The sequence below is a fragment of the Paracoccus xiamenensis genome, from assembly GCF_011308835.1.
In the GTDB taxonomy this organism is placed as follows: Bacteria; Pseudomonadota; Alphaproteobacteria; order Rhodobacterales; family Rhodobacteraceae; genus Paracoccus; species Paracoccus xiamenensis.
Genome location: NZ_JAAOHY010000010.1, coordinates 19,311 through 35,092, shown reverse-complemented (window position 1 = coordinate 35,092; position 15,782 = coordinate 19,311). Strand labels below are relative to the sequence as shown.

Genomic DNA, 15,782 nt, shown 5'->3' with positions numbered 1-15,782 from the left:
TGGTCAGGGACGGCGAAGGCGCATAACTTCGCCGCATGATCCCGGCCCTGACCATCATTCTGTGCTTTCAGCTTGCAGGCGAGATCGCCTCGCGCGGGCTGGATCTGCCATTGCCGGGCCCCGTCATGGGGCTGGTGCTGCTGGTCGGCGCCTGCATGCTGCGGCCGCGGCTTGCCGACATGCTGCGACCGGTTACAAAATCGGTTCTGGCCAATCTGTCCCTGTTCTTCGTGCCCGCCGGCGTCGGCGTGATCGCCCATCTGCCGGTGCTGTCGCAACACGGGGTCGGGCTGGCGCTGGCGGTCAGCGTTTCGACCGTCCTCGCCATCGGGGCGGGCGCGCTGACCTTTACCGCCATCGCCCGGCTGACCGGGTCGCGCGATGACTGATGCGGCGCTGATCTGGTCCTATCTGTCCAGCCAGCCGCTGCTGTGGCTGACGGCCACACTGGCGGCCTATTGGGCGGGGGACGCGGTGTTTCGCGCCTCGGGCCGGCGCAGCATCGCCAACCCGGTGCTGATTGCGGTGGTGATCCTCGGCTCGGTCCTGTGGATCAGCGGGACCAGCTATCAGACCTATTTCGAGGGCGCGCAATTCGTCCATTTCATGCTTGGACCGGCGACGGTCTGTCTGGGCCTGCCGCTTTACGACAACCTGTCGCGGATCAAGCGCGCGGCGCTGCCGGTGGCGGCCGCGTTGCTGGTCGGCTCGGTCGTTGCGGTGCTGTCGGCGCTGGCGATCGGGCGGGCTTTCGGGCTGGATCAGGTCCTGCTGGCATCGCTCGCGCCGAAATCGACAACGGCGCCAGTGGCCATCGGCATCGCCGAACGCATCGGCGGCCAGCCCACGCTGGCGGCGGTTCTGGTGCTGCTGACCGGCATTTTCGGCGCGATCGTGGCCACGCCCTTGCTGAACGCGCTGCGGGTCACGGACTGGCGCGCGCGGGGCTTTGCGGTCGGCGTTGCCGCGCATGGGATCGGCACCGCGCGCGCCTTTCAGGTGAATGAAACCGCCGGCGCCTTCGCGGGCATCGGCATGGGGCTGAACGCCGTGCTGACCGCCATCATCGCACCCTTGGTGCTGGGCCTGTTTTCATGAGCCTCGCGGTCACCGTCCACCAGCGCATCGCCGAGATCCCGGCCGCGGATTGGGACGCCACCGGCGCGGGCGCGAATCCCTTCACCAACCACCGCTTTCTTGCTGCGCTGGAGGATTCGGGCTCGGTCGGCGAGGGCACGGGCTGGCACCCGGCCCATCTGGGGCTGCGCGACGAGGGCAAGCTGCGCGGCGTCGCCCCCTGCTATGTGAAGACCAACAGCCAGGGCGAATACATCTTCGACCACGCCTGGGCAGAGGCCCTGCACCGCGCCGGCGGCCAGTACTATCCCAAGCTGCAATGCGCGGTCCCCTTTACCCCTGTCACCGGCCCGCGCCTGATCGCACCGGATGCCGAAGGCCAGACCGCGCTGCTTGCCGCGATGGCCCAGCTTTGCCAGCAAAACGGGCTGTCGGGCGCCCATGTCACCTTCTGCACCGAAGCCGAGGCAGCGCTTGGCGCACAGGCCGGTTTCCTGCCCCGCAGCACTCAGCAGTTCCACTGGGAAAATGACGGCTATGCCGATTACGACGAGTTTCTTGCGCGGCTGTCTTCGCGCAAGCGCAAGGCGCTGCGCAAGGAACGCGCGCGGGCGCAGGATTTCGGCGGCACCATCCGGCAATTGCGCGGCGATGAGATCCAGCCCGAACATTGGGACGCCTTCTGGACCTTCTATCAGGACACCGGCGCGCGCAAATGGGGCCGCCCTTACCTGACCCGCGCCTTTTTCGACCGCCTGCACGAGACGATGCGCGACGATTGTCTGCTGGTCCTGGCCGAACGCGACGGCCGCCCCATCGCAGGCGCGCTGAACCTGCTGGGGCCCGACGCCATTTTCGGCCGCTATTGGGGCGCGGTCGAGGAACACCCCTTCCTGCATTTCGAGCTGTGCTACCATCAGGCCATCGACTTCGCGATTGCCGAGGGTCTGGCCCGGGTCGAGGCCGGTGCGCAGGGCGAACACAAGCTTGCGCGCGGCTATCTGCCGACCGAGACCCATTCGCTGCACTGGGTCGCCGATCCCGGCTTTCGCCGCGCCATCGCCGACTATCTCGACCGCGAGCGGCAGGCCGTGGGCGAGGAAATCGAGTTCCTGCGCGACTGGGGACCGTTCCGGCGGGGTTAGCTTGCAGCTGGTCGCGACAACGGACAAAGTCCCCGCAAGGCCAATCTAGCCGCCAAAGGATTCAGTCGATCATGTGGGCAGCAATAATTACTGCAATCGCGTCAGTCACTATCTCTGCGGGGACCTTTTATTTTACCAAGCAGGCAGAACGAAAGGCGATTTGGCGGTCAAAGAAGCTTGCCTATTATGAGGAGTTCTTTGCGGCGGCGAGCGGAATTGTGGGCGAGCAACCGTCCCCTGAAGCAAAAATGCGCTTTGCCTCGATCGTAAACAATCTCCACTTGATTGGATCGCCTCAAGTAATCATGGCGTTGCACAGCTTCACCGACGAAATCGCAGAGTCGAACAAGCAAAATATGACCAAAGACCAACATGATCGGCTTTGGTCGCTTCTGGTCTGGCATATTCGTGATGACTTGGATGATCCTCCTGGCAAAGTGGCGCACGAATTCCAAGCTAGAATGTGGGCCTCAGGAACTGGAAAGAACGCCTAGCTTTAACCGCATTGGTCGTTGGGCAGCCAATCATCCCTCTCCAATTGCTCCCGGCAACCACGCCGCCGCTTGCGGATCCGTGCACGCCACCGCACAGTCAGGCAAGCGCGGCAGCACAGGCGCATCATGTCACTGATCCTCTACGGCCACCCGTTTTCCTCCTATACCCAGAAGGTGCTGATCGCGCTTTACGAGAACGCGACGCCGTTCGAGTTCCGCCTGCTGGAACCCGACCAGACCGACAACTGGGCAGAGTGGCTGCGCCGCTGGCCCCTGCGGAAATTTCCGCTATTGGTCGATGGCGATACCCAATTGGCTGAGACCAGTATCATCATCGAATATCTGGACCGCGTCCATCCCGGCCCGGTGAAGCTGCTGCCCGACAGCCCCGATCTGGCGCTCAAGGTGCGCTTCATGGACCGCTTCTTTGACCTGCATGTGATGAACGCGGCGCAATATGCGGTCGACGGTGCGCTTGGCATCAATGCCGTCAAGCGCGACGAGGGCCTGACGGTCGCGGCCGAGAAACTTGACCGCGCCTATGACTGGCTGGAAACGGAACTTGCCGGGCGCGATTGGGCGGCGGGCGACGCCTTCAGCATGGCCGATTGCGCGGCGGGGCCGGCGCTGTTCTATGCCGATTGGACGCACCCGATCCCGCAAGACCACCCGAATCTGCGGGCCTATCGCGCACGCCTGCTGGCCCGGCCATCCTTCGCGCGGGCCATTGACGAGGCCCGCCCCTTCCGCAGCTATTTTCCGCTGGGTGCGCCGGAGCGGGATTAAAGCCCCGCTTCCTCCAGCAGCCCGTCCATCACCGACGCGAGCCTTTCGGCCCATTCCTGCTGACCGGCATCGTCGCGGATCAGGTCGTTGCGGACCTCGATCAGCACATTGGGGCGGCCCTGCGCCAATGCGTGGCGGTCGATGGAATCGCCGTCGAGATGCCCCGAATAAGGCTCGTTATCGCCGGTGACCCAGCCCTGCTGCCGGCAACGTTGGATCAGCAAGGGGGCAAGGCGTTCGTCCTTGTGGGAATACAGAACGCCGACAACCCAAGGCCGCGCCAGCCTGCCGCGCAGCTGCGGAGTGAAGCTGTGAATGGCGCAGATGGCGCGGTCGGAACGCGTGGCAGCAAGCGATTCCAGCGCGCTGTGGTAAGGGCGGTGAAGGGCGTTCAGCCGCCGATCGCGTTCGGCGGCATCGGCATCGCGATTGGTTGGGATCACCGTCCCGTCATACAGCCGCATCAGCAGGGTCGGGTCATCCTCGCCCCGATTCGGGTCGATCACCAGACGCGAGAAATCCGATCCGACCACAGGCGCGCCCATCAGCGCCCCCAGCTTACGCGACACCCCGGCCGCGCCGACGTCATAGGCAATGTGGCGCGCCATATCTTCGGGCGCGATACCCAGATCGCCGCCGCCGACCCAGTCGGGCACCCGATTGGTGGCGTGATCGCAGGTAATCAGCCAGCGGCTGTCGCGGGCCTCGCCCTCGGTCCAGAAGGCGTCATGCCGGGTCAGACTGTCATCTTTCATACGCGCCCCTTACGTCAATTCTTCACGCTCTGCCAGTTGTCGCGGCCCGCCGTTTCGGCCATGATGGCGCAAACATTCAACCGACCAGCCGGAGACATAGCCATGAGACGCCACCGCAATATCAAAATCGTGGCCACGCTGGGACCGGCCTCTTCCGACTATGACACCATCCGCGCCCTGTTCGAGGCCGGCGCAGATGTCTTCCGCCTGAACATGAGCCATGGCAGCCATGAAGACCACAGGGCGCGCTATGACACCATCCGCAAGATCGAGGCCGATCTGGGCCGTCCGATCGCGGTGCTGGCCGACCTGCAAGGCCCGAAACTGCGCGTCGGCACCTTTGCCGAAGGCCCGCAGGATCTGGCCGATGGGGCAAAGTTCCGCTTTGACCTCGATCCCGCGCCGGGCGACGCGACCCGCGTACAGCTGCCCCACCCGGAAATCTTCGCGGCGCTGGAAGCCGGTTCCTCGCTGCTGGTGAATGACGGCAAGATCCGCCTGCAAGTGGATGAATGCGGCGCCGATTTCGCCGATTGCACGGTCACCGTGGGCGGTACGATTTCCGACCGTAAGGGCGTGAACGTTCCCGACGTGGTGCTGCCGCTGGCGGCGCTGTCGGACAAGGACCGCGGCGATCTGGAATTTGCCTGTGAACTGGGTGCCGACTGGCTGGCCCTGTCCTTCGTCCAACGCCCCGAGGACGTGCTGGAAGCCCGCGAACTGGCCAAGGGCCGCGCCGCGATCCTGTCGAAGATCGAAAAGCCCGCCGCCGTGCGCGCCTTCCCCGAAATCCTTGCCGTCTCGGACGGGATCATGGTCGCGCGTGGCGATCTGGGGGTAGAGCTGCCGGTGCAGTCGGTGCCGCCGATCCAGAAACGGCTCGTGCGGCAAAGCCGGGCCGCCGCCAAGCCGGTGATCGTCGCCACCCAGATGCTGGAATCGATGATCGAAAGCCCGATGCCGACCCGGGCCGAGGTCTCGGACGTGGCCAATGCCATCTATGAAGGCGCCGACGCCGTCATGCTCTCGGCCGAATCGGCGGCCGGTCAGTTCCCGGTCGATGCCGTGCGGACGATGGACAGTGTCGCCCGCTCGGTCGAGATCGACCCGACCTATCGCGAGGTGATCGAGGCATCGCGCAAGGCCGACCGCAAGACCGTGGCCGACGGCATCGTCGCTGCCGCCCGCGAAATCGCGGAAACCACTGATATCTCGGCCATCTGCGCGCATACGCAATCGGGTACCACGGTCAGCCTGGTGGCGCGCGAACGCCCGCGCACGCCGATCATCGCCATGTCGCCCATCGAACGCGTGCTGCGCCGGCTGTGCCTGACCTGGGGCACCCATTGCGTCGCGACCGTGCCGCTGTCGCGGTTCCGCGAAGCGGTCATCAGCGCCGCCCGCGCGGCCCGCGATTTCGGCTTTGCGACCGAGGACCAGCAGATCGTCATCACTGCCGGTGTGCCCTTCAATATCGCCGGCACGACGAACATCCTGCGCGTCGCTTCCTGCGATGAACGCTTGATCAATCGGTCTGAACAGGAATAAGCCTGTCCCCCACACGGGTTACAGGGAAAAGCCATGGCCGACATCCTTCTGCTTCTGGGCGCCGCGCTTTGCGTGCTGTCGATTCCTGCGGCGATCATCTCGCTGCTGCGGACCGAGGCGCCGCGCGGTGCCGCAATCCTGCTTGTTGCCGGCGTGCTTGCGCTGGCGCTGGCGGCCTGGCTGCAACCGGGCAGTGTCGGCTTTGCGCAAATCGGCGCCGCCTGGGACCGGCTTTTTCCCTGATCCCGCTTGCCTTTCCGCTGCCCTCCCCGTATAGGGACGGCTTCAATCCCGCGCGGCCGGCCGAGATGGCATTGCCGAGTCGTGCGTAAACCTCTGACAAGGAGTGTAAAATGCCGAAGATGAAGACCAAAGCGGCTGCCAAGAAGCGGTTCTCGTTCACGGCCTCGGGCAAAGTGAAGTCCGGCCAGGCCGGCAAGCGCCACGGCATGATCAAGCGCACGACGAAGTTCATTCGCGATGCGCGCGGCACCTCGGTCCTGACGGACGCGGATGCCAAGATCGTCAAGAAATACATGCCCTATAACCGCTGATCCGAGGACTGACACATGGCACGAGTTAAATCCGGCAAGGTTACCCACGCCCGCCACAAGAAGGTCCTTGACGCAGCCAAGGGCTATTACGGCAACCGTTCGCGCAACTTCCGTACCGCGACCCAGGCCGTCGACAAGGCGAACCAATACGCCACCCGCGACCGCAAGAACCGCAAGCGCAACTTCCGCGCGCTGTGGATCCAGCGTATCAACGCTGCCGTCCGTGCGGTCGATGCCGACATGACCTATTCGCGTTTCATCAATCTGCTGTCGAAAGCCGGCATCGAGGTGGACCGCAAGGTGCTGGCCGATCTGGCCGTGCACGAGCCCGAAGCATTCGGTGCGATCGTCGAACAGGCGAAAGCCGCAGCCTGATCTGCTGCCTGATCCGCACTTGATAGCGATCTGAAACCCGCGCTTTTGGCGCGGGTTTTTTTCATGCGCTCACCCGTCGACGCGCAGTATTCCCGGAAGATCGCCGGGGGCGCGACCGCTGCGCGCAAAATCGGCCCATGCCTGGCGCAGTGGCGCACCGATGCGGGTCAGCTCGTCAAGCCTCATGCCCCGGGGGACCAGCGGCGTTCCCAGCCAGTCCGGGCCAGGAAACAGCAGCGGCAGGTCGGCCAGATGCGAAGGCCCCCAATCCCCACCCGGCCAATCGACCTGGAAACGCGTCGCCTGCCCGCCCGCCCTGCGGTGATGCACAGCGAAGCCATCAGCTGGCCGGCCATACAGCCGGTTCGTCAGCATCCGCACAGCTGCGCGGCGCAGCGGCTCGGCCAGCCGGGCGGCACCCTGCGGCCTTGGCGGCAAGAACAGCGCGGCCTCGTCGCGGGTATGGCCGATGAGGAGAGGGATCTCGGGCGCGATGGCGGCATGGAAAGTGGGCAGATCGGCCTCCTCAGGGAAGGGATCGGCGCCGAATTCCGGCCCGAACGGCATCTGTCCGGCCAACCCGTATCGTCGCACCGCCCGGCGTGCCGCCGCCTGCCGGTCCAGCACTTCCCGGGTCGTTTCCCCCACCGTCAGCCCCTGCACGACGCGGCGCATGGTCGCGCGCATCTTTTCGGTCCGCAGCGGCAAATCCAGAGGGGCGCTTTGCACGATGACCCGGTGCACAAGCCCGGTGATCCGGCCCGAGACCATCAACCGCGCCGCCAGATCCCCGCCTGAGGACTGACCGAACAGCGTGACCTGCCCCGGATCGCCGCCAAAAGCCGCGATATTGTCGGCCACCCAATTCAGCGCCGCAATCACGTCCAACGCACCCAGGTTGGCGGCCCGCCCTTCGTCGCCCAGCCATCCAAACAGGCCCAGCCGATGCGTGACCGCCACCACGACGACCTGCTGTTCGATCACCAGCGCCGAGGGGTCGAAGACATTCATATCGCCTGCCCCCGATTCGTAGCTGCCGCCATGCAGCCAGACCATCACCGGCAACCCCTGCCCGCCCGCCGGGGCGGTCACCGAAAGGTTCAGGCAGGCTTCATCAAAGCGCAGACCCGCAAACGCGTTGGGCAGCAAGGCGTCAAGGCGCGCAATGGGCAGTTGCGGGCAGGCCGGCGCGGGGTGGAGGGCGTTGACCGGCCCAGTCGCGGCGACGCGCGGCGGCTGCCAGCGCCCTGCCTGCGCATAAGGAATCCCGCAGGCGCGGATCAGCCCCCGCACAAGACGAGCGCGAATCGGACCGCCGGGGGACGAGATCGCGATCTCCTCGGCGCCATCGCCCGGCTGCTTTGGCATCGGTTTCCTCGCCAGACTGGTCTCGTGTTCACCGGATGGTAAGGATTTGGGCTTAAGGATGCCAGCAGGCAGAATGATGAGACCAGAATGAATGTAACCGTGCAGAACGAATCGGGTCGGGTCGTGGTGCGCATGTCCGAACGCCGGCTGGACGCCGTAATCGCGGGCGAATTCAAGGACACCGTGCGCCCGCATGTCGCCATCAAAGGGCCAGATCTGGTGCTGGATCTTTCAGAGGTCGAGTTCCTCGACAGTTCGGGGCTGGGCGCGGTGATCGCGCTGAAGAAAGCGCTACCAGAAGGTCGCCGGATGCTGCTGCGCGGGCTGACGCCGAATGTCGAAAGGGTGTTCCGGCTGACGCGAATGGACCAGGTCTTTGACATAATCGGCGCGGAACACGGTACCGGGTCTTGATCGTCGGAAAGGAACAGCTGATGGCAAGTCGGGGCAACGCCACCGCACAGCCGATCATCGTCTTCACCCGCAGCTTCGTCGCGGTGACCAGAACCGTGCGCGAGGTCCTGATCGATATGAACACCCGGCTCAGCCCCCATGCGACGCCCGACCTGATGGGACGGGCAGAGCTTGCCTTGGCCGAGTTGCTGAACAACGTCGCCCTTCATGGCCGTGATCTGGAATCCGGGGACCAGCCGATGGTGCATCTCAGCGTGGTTGCGCAGCCGGACGGCCTGGCCTGTTCGGTCAGCGACGATGGCGGGTTGCTGCCGCGGGTCTGCCTCAGTTCGACCGGCCCCGATCCGCAGACCCATCCCGAGGGCGGCTTTGGCTGGTTCCTGATTGGCCACCTGGCGCAATCGCTGGTCTATTTCCGCGAACGGGGCCGCAACTTCGTCGCTTTCACCATCCCGCTGCAACCGCCAAGGCCGGATTAAGCGCGCCCGTCCGCCAGGTCTGCCGCCACACCGCGCCGGGCCAATCGCTGGCAAGGTGCAACAAGGGCCAACGCGGGACCGCATCGCGGGGCGTTTCGTCACGGCCTTGTCATCATTCGCTGCCACAGCGGGCTGCGCTTCCTTGCGAAGCAAGGCAGGGCAGCATATATCGCAGCCCTCTCGATCACCGTGGGGAAGCGATGACTCTGCAGACGCCCTATTACCTGATGGACCTGTCGGCGCTGCGCCGGAACATGGAAATCGTGGCCCGCCTGCGCGAGGCCTCGGGTGCCAAGGCGCTGCTGGCGCTGAAGTGTTTTGCCACCTGGTCGGTCTTTGACCAGATGCGCGACTATATGGATGGCACCACCTCGTCTTCCCTGTTCGAACTGCGTCTGGGGCGCGAAAAATTCGGCAAGGAAACCCATGCCTACTCCGTCGCCTGGGCCGATCACGAGATCGACGAGGCGATCGGCTATGCCGACAAGATCATCTTCAATTCGCTGACCCAGCTGGACCGCTTCGCGGACAAGGCCGACCATATCGCCCGCGGGCTGCGGCTGAACCCGCGTTTCTCGACCTCTGGCTTCGATCTGGCGGACCCGGCGCGGCCCTTCTCTCGCCTTGGCGAATGGGACATGGCCCGGCTGGAGGCCGCGGAAGGCCGGATCGACGGGGTCATGATCCACTACAATTGCGAGAATCGCGACTTCGACCTGTTCTCGGGCCAGCTCGACCGGATCGAGGCTGATTTCGGCCCCTTCCTTAAGCGTCTCGACTGGGTTTCGCTGGGGGGAGGCATCCATTTCACCGGCGAGGGCTATCCGCTGGACCGCCTCGCCGACCGGCTGAAGGCCTTCAGCGACCGGTTGGGCGTGCAGGTTTACCTTGAACCGGGCGAGGCCAGCATCACCGGCACCGCCACATTGGAGGTCAGCGTGCTGGACATCATCGACAACGGCAAGAAAATCGCCGTGGTCGACAGCAGCATCGAGGCGCATATGCTCGATCTGCTGATCTATCGCGAAACCGCAAAGCTGCCGCAAACCGGCGGTCATCCCTATCAGATCGCCGGAAAGACCTGCCTCGCAGGGGATATCTTCGGCGATGCGCAATTCCAGCAGCCGCTGGAAGTCGGCGACCGCATCAGCATCGCTGACGCTGCCGGCTATACGATGGTCAAGAAGAACTGGTTCAACGGTGTGAATATGCCGGCCATCGCCATCCGTGATCTGGACGGAACGATCCGCCCGGTCCGTGAATTTACCTATGATGACTACCGGGACAGCCTGTCCTGACTCCGAAGGGGGAAATGTTGAAGAAAAACGTTCTCATCATCGGCGCCGGAGGCGTCGCCCAGGTCACCGCGCACAAGCTTGCGCAATGGGCCCAGGAATTCGGCGCGCTGCATATCGCATCGCGCACGCAGTCCAAGGCCGATGCGATCATCGCATCGCTGCGCGACAAGGGCCACAAGATGGACTTCGCCAGCCATCAGGTCGATGCGATGGACAGCGCCGCCGTGGCTGATCTGATCCGCAAGATCGATGCGGGCATCTGCATCAATGTGGGGTCGGCCTTTGTGAACATGACGGTGCTGCAGGGCTGCATCGACACCGGCTGCGCCTATATCGACACGGCTATCCATGAAGATCCGGCCAAGGTCTGCGAAACGCCGCCCTGGTACGGAAACTATGAATGGAAGCGTCGCGAGGCGGTGGAAAAGGCAGGGATGACGGCCGTTCTGGGCGCGGGCTTCGATCCGGGCGTGGTCAACGCCTATGCGCGCCTGGCCGAGGACGAATATTTCGACAAGATCGACAGCATCGACATCGTCGACATCAACGCCGGCAGCCATGGCCGCTATTTCGCGACGAATTTCGACCCCGAGATCAATTTCCGCGAATTCACCGGCACCGTCTATGCCTGGCAGGGCGGCAAATGGACCGAGAACAAGATGTTCGAAGTCGGCCGCGAATGGGACCTGCCCGTCGTCGGCAAGCAGACCGCCTATCTGTCCGGCCATGACGAGGTGCACAGCCTGTCGGCCCGCTACAAGGACGCCGATGTGCGCTTCTGGATGGGCTTCGGCGCGCATTACATCAACGTCTTTACCGTCCTGCAATCGCTGGGCCTGCTGTCCGAACAGCCGGTCAAGACCGCCGAGGGACAAGAGGTCGTGCCGCTGAAACTGGTCAAGGCGGTGCTGCCCGACCCGTCCAGCCTCGCGCCCGATTATACCGGCAAGACCTGCATCGGCGATCTGGTCAAGGGCAGCCGCGACGGCAAGCCGGGCGAAGTGTTCATCTATAACGTCGCCGACCACAAGGAAGCCTACGAGGAAGTGGGCAGCCAGGGCATCAGCTATACCGCTGGCGTACCGCCGGTTGCCGCTGCCATTCTGGTCGCGCGCGGCACCTGGGATGTTAAGCGGATGGCCAATGTCGAAGACCTGCCTGCCCGCCCCTTCCTGGAACTGCTGGGCGAAATGGGCCTGCCGACGCGCGTGATCGACGCCTCGGGCGATCATCCGATCTGACGGCCAAGTCCCGGGCAAACAAATACTATGACGCGATCCGGGAACCCGCCGGGTCGCGTTTTGCGTTAGGCTGGCTGGACAACCCTGCGGAGTTCCGGATGCCCCCTCAGCCGAAATACACGACCCAGCACCGTTTCCCGAGCCCCAACCGGCCCGAAAAACGCGTACGCTCCGTTCCCGGCTGGGCCATTGTCGGGGTCTTTCTGATCCTGCTGTTCCATTTTGTCACCATGGCATCGGCCTTTCTGATGCCGGTCTCGCTTGCCGTATTGCTGTTCTTCGTCTTCGTCCCCTTCCGGCGGCTGATGGATCGGCTGGGCGTCGGCGCCACGGTGACGGCGGCAATCGTCACGCTTGGGTTGGTCGCGCTGGTGGCGGTACTGGGCTATTTCATCTCTGGCCCACTCAGCGATATTGTCGACGACAGTGACCAGATCGCCGTGCGGCTGGAACAGCGGGTGGATACCCTGCGCGAAAGCGTCAAGCCGCTGGAGCAGGCCGCCGCCAAGATCGAGGAGATGACCGGCGGCGACGAAGATCCGGACCCCGCCCCGCAGGCCGCAACCGATGCCGCCTCGGACGTGATCGCCCAGTCCGAAGGCGAGCCCTCGATTCGCGTCGAGGTGGACACAGACCAGGCCTCGACCCTGAGCACGGTGATGGAGGCGGGGCCGTCGGTGCTGGGGCAGATCGTCTTTACTTTGTTTTTGCTGTTTTTCCTCATCGCGTCCGGCGATCTTATGTATCTGAAGGTCGTGCAGAGTTTTGACACGCTGAAGGAAAAGCGCGCCGCCTATATGGCGCTGCGCGAGATCGAGGCGGCGCTGGGTTCCTATCTGGGTGCGATCACGCTGATCAATGCAGGGCTGGCGGTCAGCGTCGGGCTGGCGATGTGGATCTGGGACATGCCGCAGCCGCTTTTGTGGGGCGTGGCAGCCTTTATCCTGAACTTCATTCCCTATCTGGGCGCGGTAACCGGGGTGGCCGCGTCCTTCGTCGTGGCGCTTATCAGCTTCAGCGATATTTATACGCCCTTCATGGTCGCGGCGACCTATCTGGGGCTGACCTCGCTGGAGGGGCAGCTGGTCACGCCCTATTTCGTCTCGCGCAGGTTACAGTTGAACACGGTGGTGGTCTTCGTGACCGTCGCGCTCTGGGCGTGGTTGTGGTCGGTCTTGGGCATGGTCGTGGCGGTGCCCATTCTGGTGGTGATGAAGGTCTTGGCCGACCACATTCCTGGGCTGGAAAAATTCGGCAACTTTCTGGCCGGCGAAGATCCGCCTGCGCTGGAAGATGAGGATGAAGAAGAGGCCCGCGACATCGTAGAGGCCGGAGATTCCGCGGAAACCGTATCCGAGGCGCGGGCAGAAACCGCCGATGTCATGACAGCCCGCCCGCAGCCCGACTGATGCAGGCGGGACGCAAAACCTGGTGATCATCGCGTCATCTGGCGACCTATCCATAGACAGCTTCGCGTCGAAGGCGTAAGAGTCTGAAATTCGACAGAGGGTCTGATGGAAGCGATTACGGCGAAATACATGATCGGCCAGGTGGTGCGGCATCGTCTGCATCCGTTCCGTGGTGTGATCTTCGATATCGACCCGAAGTTCTCCAACTCCGAGGAATGGTACGAATCCATTCCCGAAGACAGCCGCCCGAAAAAGGACCAGCCCTTCTACCACCTCTATGCTGAAACCGAGGCGACCTATTACGTCGCCTATGTCTCGGAACAGAACCTGGTGGCGGACAGTTCCGGCGAACCGGTGGAACATCCCGAACTGATCGCCCAGTTCGGCGAATTCAATGATGGCTATTACGCGCTGCAGGCAGCGCTGAACTGACGCGCAAAGGCGCGGCGAAACCCCATATGGACGGTGCCCCCAAAGCCTTGCCCGCGACGGCATTGACCTCGGCCGGGGATCTGGTGCGCGCCGGTCTGGCCGATGCGACGGACGCGCCGGAACTCGACCGCGTCGCCGAAACCTTCCGCATCCGCGTCACACCCGCGATGCAGCAGCACGGCCCCGGCATCGCCCGCCAGTTCGTCCCCGACCCGCGCGAGATGCTGACCCGCCCCGAGGAGCTGGCCGATCCCATCGGTGACGCTGCCCACAGCCCCGTTCCCGGCCTGACACATCGCTATCCCGACCGCGCGATCCTGCACATCACCCAGACCTGCGATGTCTATTGCCGCTTCTGCTTTCGGCGCGAGGTCGTCGGCGCCGCCGGCCCCCTGCCCCCCGATCAGTTGAACGCGGCACTGGATCACATCGCCGCCACCCCGGCACTGCGCGAGATCATCCTGACCGGAGGCGACCCGATGACGCTGTCGCCGCGCCGTCTGGACGCAGTGCTGGCACGGCTGGACGCGATCCCGCATCTGGACGTGATCCGCCTGCACAGCCGCGTCCCCGTGGTCGCCCCCGACCGTATCGCCGCGCTGGCACCGCTGCTGCGCCGCCGGGCGGCGGTCTATGTCGTCATCCACACCAACCACCCCGACGAACTGACGCCCGAGGCCCGCGAGGCCATCCGCACCCTTGCCGATGCCGGCATCGCGCTTCTGTCGCAAAGCGTTCTGCTGCGCGGGGTGAATGACGATGCCGCAGTGCTGGCCAAACTGTTTCGCGACCTGACGGCACTGCGGGTGACGCCCTATTATCTGCACCACTGCGACCTCGCCCGCGGCACCAGCCATTTCCGCACCACCATCGCCGAAGGGCTGGCCATCATGGCGGCGCTGCGCGGCCATCTCTCGGGCGTGGCGATTCCCAGCTATGTCCTGGACCTGCCGGGCGGGTTCGGAAAGGTGCCGCTCGATTCCGGCTCGGTCACGCCAAACGGCCCCGGCCATTGGCGCATCCGCGACTGGCAGGGCCGCGTCCACGATTATGCCGATGTCGGCTGCTGATCGCTCTCGCCGCGATCACGCGCGGGTCACATTCGCGCCAGACCCTGCCCTGATGCCCCCGCGGCGCTAGGCGAATTTCCGCCGCCATGTCATCCTTCCCGCAGTTTGTGAGGAGGACGAGATGCGTATGTTACCCCCGTCGACGGCCCTGCTGCTACCCGTGCTTCTGGCCCTGCCCGGCGCCGCCCTTGCGGAAGCCGCAACCGGGAACCAAGGCCCGCAGCAAAAGATCCAGGTTGCTTTCGTGCTGGATACGACAGGCTCGATGGCGGACCTGATCGAGGGCGCCAAGCAAAAGATCTGGTCAATCACCAACACCATGCTCGACGTCAATCCCGACGCCGATATCAGCATGGCGCTGATCGGCTATCGCGACCGGGGTGACGACTATGTCACGCTTCCTCATCACATGACCCACGACCTGCAGGGCCTGTATTCGGACCTGCGCCGCTTCACCGCAGATGGCGGCGGGGACACCCCCGAATCGGTGAACGAGGCGCTGGAAGCCGCCGTGCGCGGTCAGGACTGGATCGAGGGCGCGGATACCCGCCGCATCATCTTCCTGGTCGGTGACGCCCCGCCGCACATGGATTACCGCGGTGCGCCGCGCTATTCCGAGGTGATCGCCGAGGCCCGCAAGAAAGGGATCATCGTCAACACCATCCAGGCCGGCGACGACCCCGAAACGCGCGAATACTAGCAGGAAATGGCCCGGCTGGGCGGCGGCCAGTATCACCCGATCCCGCAGGATGGCGGTCAGGTGGTGCAGGTGCAGACCCCTTATGACGACCAGATCATCCAGATTCAGGGCCGCATCGACGCCACGATCCTGCCCTATGGTTCAGCCGCCGAACAATCGGCCGTGCGCGACAAGGTGGCGGAACGGGCCACGGCCTCGGCGTCCGCGCGGGCAGACAATTCCAGCTTCTACGCCAAAAAGGGCGGACGGCGCGAGGCGGTGACGGGCGGCAGCGATCTGGTCGCCGACATTTCCAACGGCGACGTCGCGCTAGAGGCCATCCCCGAAGCCGAGCTGAACGACGCGCTGAAGGGAATGACCGCGCCAGAACGCGCGGCCCATGTCGAGGCGCAACTGGAGGCCCGCAAGAAGGCCGAGGCCGAGATGGCCGCACTTGTCACCAAGCGCGATGCCTATCTGGCCGAACAGCAAGCGCAGCCGGGCCAGGCGGACAGCTTCGATGCCTCGGTCAAGCACTTGCTGAAGGATCAGCTGGGATAAAAGGCGAGCCGCGCATTGTGGATGCCTTACAGACACGATTGCGACATCTTTCGCATCAACGGCAAGATTCGCGGCGCCAATGGCCAATTCACAAACG

20 protein-coding genes are annotated in these 15,782 nt (G+C 64.4%); 18 read left to right on the top strand and 2 right to left on the bottom strand.

Annotated features, from left to right (window positions below):
* Nucleotides 1-35 precede the first annotated feature (35 nt).
* From G7044_RS16255 to G7044_RS16235, 5 genes are all read left to right on the top strand, one after another.
* Nucleotides 36-389, top strand: coding sequence for a CidA/LrgA family protein (locus tag G7044_RS16255; RefSeq protein WP_166330786.1), 354 nt, complete (start codon nt 36-38; stop codon nt 387-389).
* A complete protein-coding gene (locus G7044_RS16250) occupies nt 382-1,098 on the top strand; it encodes an LrgB family protein (RefSeq protein ID WP_166330784.1) in 717 nt (238 codons plus the stop codon). Before G7044_RS16255 ends, G7044_RS16250 begins: the two co-directional genes overlap by 8 nt.
* Nucleotides 1,095-2,222 (top strand): GNAT family N-acetyltransferase, encoded by a 1,128-nt coding sequence (locus G7044_RS16245; RefSeq protein WP_166330782.1) that lies wholly within the window; start codon nt 1,095-1,097, stop codon nt 2,220-2,222. Before G7044_RS16250 ends, G7044_RS16245 begins: the two co-directional genes overlap by 4 nt.
* 71 nt (nt 2,223-2,293) lie before the next feature.
* Entirely contained in the window at nt 2,294-2,716 is a 423-nt protein-coding gene (locus G7044_RS16240; RefSeq protein WP_166330780.1) for a hypothetical protein, read from the top strand.
* Nucleotides 2,717-2,842: 126 nt separating this feature from the next.
* Nucleotides 2,843-3,502 (top strand): glutathione S-transferase family protein, encoded by a 660-nt coding sequence (locus G7044_RS16235; protein ID WP_166330778.1) that lies wholly within the window; start codon nt 2,843-2,845, stop codon nt 3,500-3,502.
* Here G7044_RS16235 and G7044_RS16230 read toward each other — a convergent pair.
* The gene (locus G7044_RS16230) at nt 3,499-4,257 is read right to left on the bottom strand and encodes an N-formylglutamate amidohydrolase (RefSeq protein ID WP_166330776.1); all 759 of its coding nucleotides are present in this window, start codon (nt 4,255-4,257) and stop codon (nt 3,499-3,501) included. The genes G7044_RS16235 and G7044_RS16230 overlap by 4 nt on opposite strands.
* Before the next feature lie 102 nt (nt 4,258-4,359).
* Here G7044_RS16230 and pyk point away from each other — a divergent pair, with 102 nt between their 5' ends.
* The 4 genes from pyk (at nt 4,360) to rplT (ending at nt 6,734) form a co-directional block, all read left to right on the top strand.
* Nucleotides 4,360-5,805 carry a pyruvate kinase gene (gene pyk / locus G7044_RS16225; RefSeq protein ID WP_166330774.1) on the top strand — a complete coding sequence of 482 codons (1,446 nt, stop codon included), beginning with the start codon at nt 4,360-4,362 and terminating at the stop codon, nt 5,803-5,805.
* 33 nt (nt 5,806-5,838) lie between these two features.
* The gene (locus tag G7044_RS16220) at nt 5,839-6,048 is read left to right on the top strand and encodes a hypothetical protein (protein WP_166330772.1); all 210 of its coding nucleotides are present in this window, start codon (nt 5,839-5,841) and stop codon (nt 6,046-6,048) included.
* Nucleotides 6,049-6,158: 110 nt separating this feature from the next.
* The gene (rpmI, locus tag G7044_RS16215) at nt 6,159-6,359 is read left to right on the top strand and encodes a 50S ribosomal protein L35 (RefSeq protein ID WP_166330770.1); all 201 of its coding nucleotides are present in this window, start codon (nt 6,159-6,161) and stop codon (nt 6,357-6,359) included.
* 15 nt (nt 6,360-6,374) lie between these two features.
* The gene (gene rplT / locus G7044_RS16210; protein WP_166330768.1) at nt 6,375-6,734 is read left to right on the top strand and encodes a 50S ribosomal protein L20; all 360 of its coding nucleotides are present in this window, start codon (nt 6,375-6,377) and stop codon (nt 6,732-6,734) included.
* Between the two features lie 69 nt (nt 6,735-6,803).
* Here rplT and G7044_RS16205 read toward each other — a convergent pair whose 3' ends face one another.
* Nucleotides 6,804-8,102, bottom strand: coding sequence for a carboxylesterase family protein (locus tag G7044_RS16205; RefSeq protein WP_166330766.1), 1,299 nt, complete (start codon nt 8,100-8,102; stop codon nt 6,804-6,806).
* Nucleotides 8,103-8,189: 87 nt separating this feature from the next.
* On the opposite strand from G7044_RS16205, the gene G7044_RS16200 reads away from it, so the two are divergent.
* The 9 genes from G7044_RS16200 (at nt 8,190) to G7044_RS17895 (ending at nt 15,685) form a co-directional block, all read left to right on the top strand.
* Nucleotides 8,190-8,516, top strand: a complete 327-nt coding sequence (locus tag G7044_RS16200; RefSeq protein WP_166330764.1) for an STAS domain-containing protein — start codon at nt 8,190-8,192, stop codon at nt 8,514-8,516.
* A gap of 20 nt (nt 8,517-8,536) precedes the next feature.
* On the top strand, nt 8,537-8,995 hold the full coding sequence (locus G7044_RS16195; RefSeq protein ID WP_166330762.1) for an ATP-binding protein: 459 nt from the start codon (nt 8,537-8,539) through the stop codon (nt 8,993-8,995).
* Between the two features lie 200 nt (nt 8,996-9,195).
* Entirely contained in the window at nt 9,196-10,293 is a 1,098-nt protein-coding gene (gene nspC, locus G7044_RS16190) for a carboxynorspermidine decarboxylase (protein WP_166330760.1), read from the top strand.
* 17 nt (nt 10,294-10,310) lie between these two features.
* Nucleotides 10,311-11,534, top strand: a complete 1,224-nt coding sequence (locus tag G7044_RS16185; RefSeq protein ID WP_166330905.1) for a saccharopine dehydrogenase family protein — start codon at nt 10,311-10,313, stop codon at nt 11,532-11,534.
* A 98-nt stretch (nt 11,535-11,632) separates the two neighbouring features.
* Nucleotides 11,633-12,943, top strand: coding sequence for an AI-2E family transporter (locus G7044_RS16180; protein WP_166330758.1), 1,311 nt, complete (start codon nt 11,633-11,635; stop codon nt 12,941-12,943).
* 105 nt (nt 12,944-13,048) lie between these two features.
* Nucleotides 13,049-13,375 carry a heat shock protein HspQ gene (gene hspQ / locus G7044_RS16175; protein ID WP_166330756.1) on the top strand — a complete coding sequence of 109 codons (327 nt, stop codon included), beginning with the start codon at nt 13,049-13,051 and terminating at the stop codon, nt 13,373-13,375.
* A gap of 26 nt (nt 13,376-13,401) precedes the next feature.
* Nucleotides 13,402-14,445 (top strand): lysine-2,3-aminomutase-like protein, encoded by a 1,044-nt coding sequence (locus G7044_RS16170; RefSeq protein ID WP_166330754.1) that lies wholly within the window; start codon nt 13,402-13,404, stop codon nt 14,443-14,445.
* Nucleotides 14,446-14,566: 121 nt separating this feature from the next.
* Nucleotides 14,567-15,145 (top strand): vWA domain-containing protein, encoded by a 579-nt coding sequence (locus tag G7044_RS17900; protein ID WP_207630342.1) that lies wholly within the window; start codon nt 14,567-14,569, stop codon nt 15,143-15,145.
* 6 nt (nt 15,146-15,151) lie between these two features.
* Entirely contained in the window at nt 15,152-15,685 is a 534-nt protein-coding gene (locus tag G7044_RS17895) for a hypothetical protein (protein ID WP_207630341.1), read from the top strand.
* The last annotated feature ends 97 nt before the right edge of the window (nt 15,686-15,782 follow it).

Bases quoted from the DNA above. Each gene is read 5' to 3' on its own strand.
- G7044_RS16220 (WP_166330772.1), top strand. From the start codon at position 5,839: ATGGCCGACATCCTTCTGCTTCTGGGCGCCGCGCTTTGCGTGCTGTCG.
- G7044_RS17900 (WP_207630342.1), top strand. From the start codon at position 14,567: ATGCGTATGTTACCCCCGTCGACGGCCCTGCTGCTACCCGTGCTTCTG.
- rpmI (WP_166330770.1), top strand. From the start codon at position 6,159: ATGCCGAAGATGAAGACCAAAGCGGCTGCCAAGAAGCGGTTCTCGTTC.
- G7044_RS16255 (WP_166330786.1), top strand. From the start codon at position 36: ATGATCCCGGCCCTGACCATCATTCTGTGCTTTCAGCTTGCAGGCGAG.
- G7044_RS17895 (WP_207630341.1), top strand. From the start codon at position 15,152: ATGGCCCGGCTGGGCGGCGGCCAGTATCACCCGATCCCGCAGGATGGC.
- hspQ (WP_166330756.1), top strand. From the start codon at position 13,049: ATGGAAGCGATTACGGCGAAATACATGATCGGCCAGGTGGTGCGGCAT.
- G7044_RS16245 (WP_166330782.1), top strand. From the start codon at position 1,095: ATGAGCCTCGCGGTCACCGTCCACCAGCGCATCGCCGAGATCCCGGCC.
- G7044_RS16205 (WP_166330766.1), bottom strand. From the start codon at position 8,102: ATGCCAAAGCAGCCGGGCGATGGCGCCGAGGAGATCGCGATCTCGTCC.
- G7044_RS16200 (WP_166330764.1), top strand. From the start codon at position 8,190: ATGAATGTAACCGTGCAGAACGAATCGGGTCGGGTCGTGGTGCGCATG.
- pyk (WP_166330774.1), top strand. From the start codon at position 4,360: ATGAGACGCCACCGCAATATCAAAATCGTGGCCACGCTGGGACCGGCC.
- rplT (WP_166330768.1), top strand. From the start codon at position 6,375: ATGGCACGAGTTAAATCCGGCAAGGTTACCCACGCCCGCCACAAGAAG.
- G7044_RS16235 (WP_166330778.1), top strand. From the start codon at position 2,843: ATGTCACTGATCCTCTACGGCCACCCGTTTTCCTCCTATACCCAGAAG.
- G7044_RS16170 (WP_166330754.1), top strand. From the start codon at position 13,402: ATGGACGGTGCCCCCAAAGCCTTGCCCGCGACGGCATTGACCTCGGCC.
- G7044_RS16250 (WP_166330784.1), top strand. From the start codon at position 382: ATGACTGATGCGGCGCTGATCTGGTCCTATCTGTCCAGCCAGCCGCTG.
- G7044_RS16230 (WP_166330776.1), bottom strand. From the start codon at position 4,257: ATGAAAGATGACAGTCTGACCCGGCATGACGCCTTCTGGACCGAGGGC.
- nspC (WP_166330760.1), top strand. From the start codon at position 9,196: ATGACTCTGCAGACGCCCTATTACCTGATGGACCTGTCGGCGCTGCGC.
- G7044_RS16195 (WP_166330762.1), top strand. From the start codon at position 8,537: ATGGCAAGTCGGGGCAACGCCACCGCACAGCCGATCATCGTCTTCACC.
- G7044_RS16180 (WP_166330758.1), top strand. From the start codon at position 11,633: ATGCCCCCTCAGCCGAAATACACGACCCAGCACCGTTTCCCGAGCCCC.
- G7044_RS16240 (WP_166330780.1), top strand. From the start codon at position 2,294: ATGTGGGCAGCAATAATTACTGCAATCGCGTCAGTCACTATCTCTGCG.